Annotated in this window: 3 protein-coding genes; 1 reads left to right on the forward strand and 2 read right to left on the reverse strand. The window is 61.9% G+C overall.

Annotation, left to right across the window (positions count from 1 at the left end; translation table 11 throughout):
• Window positions 1–578: 578 nt before the first annotated feature.
• Together ACGVJ8_RS11360 and folD are read right to left on the reverse strand one after the other, a co-directional pair.
• Window positions 579–776: a hypothetical protein gene (locus ACGVJ8_RS11360; RefSeq protein WP_392348177.1), complete on the reverse strand. Its 198-nt coding sequence runs from the start codon at window positions 774–776 to the stop codon at window positions 579–581.
• A gap of 41 nt (window positions 777–817) precedes the next feature.
• Window positions 818–1,699: a bifunctional methylenetetrahydrofolate dehydrogenase/methenyltetrahydrofolate cyclohydrolase FolD gene (gene folD, locus ACGVJ8_RS11365; RefSeq protein WP_392348181.1), complete on the reverse strand. Its 882-nt coding sequence runs from the start codon at window positions 1,697–1,699 to the stop codon at window positions 818–820.
• A 70-nt stretch (window positions 1,700–1,769) separates the two neighbouring features.
• On the opposite strand from folD, the gene ACGVJ8_RS11370 reads away from it, so the two are divergent.
• A complete protein-coding gene (locus tag ACGVJ8_RS11370) occupies window positions 1,770–3,854 on the forward strand; it encodes an HDIG domain-containing metalloprotein (RefSeq protein ID WP_392348179.1) in 2,085 nt (694 codons plus the stop codon).
• Window positions 3,855–3,876 lie beyond the last annotated feature (22 nt).

Raw genomic sequence — 3,876 nt, forward strand, 5'->3', positions numbered from 1 at the left:
GGCCGCTCAGGACCGAGGGATCCATCAAGGGCCGCTTCCACCTGGTCTTTGGCCTTGCCGAGATAGGCCTCAAAATCGAACTCGGCGCTCATGGGTGGACCCTGGCTGGCGGGATTCTCTCAGGCCGAGTCCTTAGCTGCCGAGGAACACCCAATCCATCGAATGGAGTATTCGCATCTCGCTTCCCTTGCCTGGCACTGTGATGATGGCCAAATCGTAGGAAACCGAATAGCGAAAGCCGCTTCTCTCATAAAAAAACACCCCATGATGCAAGTCCGAAGAGAACAGCAGGAGACGGTGGGGCAGCGCGCGAACACACCACCAGAGGCAGCCGTATCGCGATAGGGGATCGTCATCACATGGCTGAAGTAGTCATCGGGCGGCTCAAATTCCAGCTCCCCGCTCCCGTTCACCAGATCCGTCAACACATAGAAAATCGCGCTCAACTGAGCGTTGCGGTGGCTGTGCAGATCCACCCTTCCGCGATTCCTCGCACACACCACGGGCCAGGCCTTTTGGATGTGGGCTACAAGACCGTAATCCAGACCTAACAGCGACCGGAATAGACCAAAACGTGCTCAGCCAACTGCCCATTCGGCCACTGGAACGCATCCATGCAATGCAACTGAGTCCAGGCCGGCATGGCCCGGCAGATCCCCGGTGAAGTTGTTGTGATCGCTGAACTCAGGGTACTGATACAGCTGGGCATCGAACTGCTCCAGCTGCTGCTGCATCGCTGCGGCCCTGGCGGCATCGGGCTCAAGGTCCACCTGCATAACGGGGGTGGGGAACAGCCAATGCAGCGGTATGGAACCGATCAGGGCACGAGATCGTCCAAATCATGGTCAAGGTTGTGGCGTCTGCACCAAGCCAGAACGGTATTCACCAGAAGCATCGTCACCGTCATCGGTCCCACACCGCCAGGGACAGGCGAAAGCGCAGCAGCAATCGACTCGATTTCAGCCGCACGAACATCCCCGCACAATCCGCCTTCCGGCTTGCGGTGAATGCCGACATCCACCACCGCCGCCTCCGGCCGCACGTGCTCGGCCCCGATGAACTCAGGACGGCCTGCTGCCACCACAAGGATGTCGGCTTCCCGGGTGTAAGCCGCCAGATCAGCTGTGCGGGAGTGGGCGATAGTGACGGTGGCATTGGCCGCCTGCAGCATTAAAGCCATCGGCTGCCCCACGAGAATGCTGCGGCCGATCACCACAACGCGCTTGCCCGCTGGATCAATGCCATTGCTGCGCAGCATCACCATCACCCCGGCGGGGGTGCAGTTGCGCAGGCCCGGTTCCCCCTTGAGCAACCGTCCGAGATTGAGGGTATGCAGACCATCGGCATCCTTTTCAGGATCAATGGCCATTAGCAGCGGCCCCTCATCGAGGCCAGCAGGAAGGGGCAGCTGCAGGAGGATCCCATCCACTGCAGGGTTGGCATTCAATCCTTCAATCGTCTGAAGCACCTGCGCTGGAGGCGTGTTGCCGGGGAGGTGATCACCAAAGCTGGCCACCCCGATCCGAGCACAGGCTTTTTCCTTGTTGGCGACGTAGACGACGCTGGCGGGATCATCACCAACCCGCAGCACCGCCAAGCCCGGCGGTCGCCCCACCTCGGCCAGACGCCGTTCGATCAGGGTTTGAAGACGATGCTCCACATCCCTTGCCAGCACCTTGCCGTCCAAACGCAGGGCCATGGCATCCCCGTGCACTCCGTCCAGCATGCCCTTTGGAGAGAGCTAGCGTTAAACCACTACAGGGTCCTTTTTGGTTCGTGTTCCACGGCTGAGCAGCCTTTGGCGGAACTGGGTGCGGCTCGAAGGCCCAGGGGGACGCCTGCTGCGCTGGACGCGACTGCAGACCCTTGTTGTTCTGCTGCTGTGCCTTTCCGTAGCCGCAGTTTCAAGCCTGCCCTGGCTGATCAAGCCGAAACTTCAACCCGGATCGCTGGCCCCGTTTGAAACCATCGCTCCGAAGGATGCCCTGGTGCAGGACAGCACCGCCCTCGAGCAACAACGGGCCTCTCTGGTGGCACGATCGGTGGTGCAGGTCATCGATCAGGAGCAGACCCAAGCGCTCAAACAACGGCTCGAGCAACAACTGCTGCAGCTGCAGGAGGTCACCAACACCGGATCTGGAGACCGGATCGGGCCGGTGAACCTGTCTAATCAAGAGAAAAAGTGGCTGGAACGACGCAGCAAACGGGAGCGTCTGGCCTGGGACGAAGCGGTGTGCAGCACCGCTGATCGCATGCTCAGCCAAGGGCTGGTGAGCAACCTGGCTATTGAGCAATTGCGCCAGGCCGCCGACCAGCAACTAAAGGCAGTTGCCCTGCAGCCAACGGCGGCGCGCTCTCTGGCCGGCAAGGTGCTCACCAGCGCCCTGCGCGGCAGCAGCAACCTGCGCACCGACCCAAACCTGAGCAAACAGCTGATCGAGGAACAGCTGACCAAACAGGCCATCCCCACCATCGAGGTGCGCAAGGGGGATCTGATCACCCGCAAGGGCGAGCCGATAAGCCCCCAGGCCTACGACGTGCTGGATTATTTCGGCCGCGTGCGCCGCGAACCCCAACCATTAATCTGGTTCCAACGGTTCGTTGAAGCCGCTGCAGCCTGCGCCGTGATGCTGCTGGTGATGCGGCGCGAACGGCCTGGGCTAGAGCTGCGCCACGCCCTGCTGGCGGTAGGCCTGCTGCTGATGGTGCAGGGAGCCAAACTCTGGTTCAAAGGATCCATGAGCCCTCTGGCCGTGCTGGTGGCGCCCACCCTGGTGCTGGCGGAAGGCCTCGGCACCGGCTGCGGGTTGGTCTGGATGGGGGTGGCCGCTCTGCTCTGGCCAGAACCTATTCAGGGGTTTGGGGATGGTCGCCTGATTGTGGCGGCAACGGTGGCTGCCGCTGGGGCCTTGATCGCAGGCCGTCAGCGCAGTCGCGGCCAGTTGCTGCAACTGACGGTGCTGTTGCCGATTGGCGCTTTTGTGGGGCAGTGGCTGCTGCTGCAACCGGTTACTGGCCTGCGGCTCTGGGGAAATCTAAATCCAAGCCTGGATGAACTGGCCACCGATTCCTTTGTACTCGGTGTTTTGCTGATGTTCAGCCTGCTGCTGATCCCGATGCTGGAAGGCTCCTTTGGCCTGCTCACCCGGGCGCGGCTGCTGGAACTGGCGGATCAGGAGCGGCCCCTGTTACGCCGCCTGTCCTGTGAAGCCCCGGGAACCTTTGAACACACCCTGATGATCTGCGGTCTGGCAGAGGAAGGGGCGCGGGCGATTGGTGCGGATGTGGACCTAATCCGAACAGGTTCACTGTATCACGACGTTGGCAAACTGCATGCGCCGGACTGGTTCATCGAGAACCAGAAGGACGGCCCCAATCCCCACGACGCGCTGGATGACCCCCAGGGGAGTGCAGCGGTGCTTCAAGCTCATGTGGATGAGGGGCTGAAGCTGGCGCGGCGCCATCGCCTGCCCCGGCCCATCGCCGATTTCATCCCTGAGCACCAGGGCACCTTGAAAATGGGTTACTTCCTGCACAAGGCCCAGGAGGGCGGCGGTGTAGTTGAGGAGCGCCGCTTCCGTTACAGGGGCCCGGAACCCCGCTCAAAAGAAACAGCGATCTTGATGCTGGCCGACGGATCTGAGGCGGCGCTTCGATCCCTCCCCCCCGACACCTCCGATGCCCAGGCAGTGGACACGGTGCGGCGGATTGTGGAAGCGCGGCAGCGGGATGGACAACTGCGCAAAAGCAGCCTCAACCGCAGCGAAGTGGAACTGGTGATTCGTGCCTTCGTGCAGGTGTGGCGGCGGATGCGCCACCGCCGCATTCCTTATCCGATTCCGGCCCGACGCTGACCTCAGCATTCATCGGCGTTCC

Origin of the sequence: Parasynechococcus sp. (assembly GCF_042954245.1) — a bacterium.
Lineage (GTDB): Bacteria > Cyanobacteriota > Cyanobacteriia > PCC-6307 > Cyanobiaceae > Parasynechococcus.

What these genes read in the sequence shown, in the direction of transcription:
- ACGVJ8_RS11360 (WP_392348177.1), bottom strand. Translation starts at nt 776, where the DNA reads ATGCAGGTGGACCTTGAGCCCGATGCCGCCAGGGCCGCAGCGATGCAG.
- folD (WP_392348181.1), bottom strand. Translation starts at nt 1,699, where the DNA reads ATGGCCCTGCGTTTGGACGGCAAGGTGCTGGCAAGGGATGTGGAGCAT.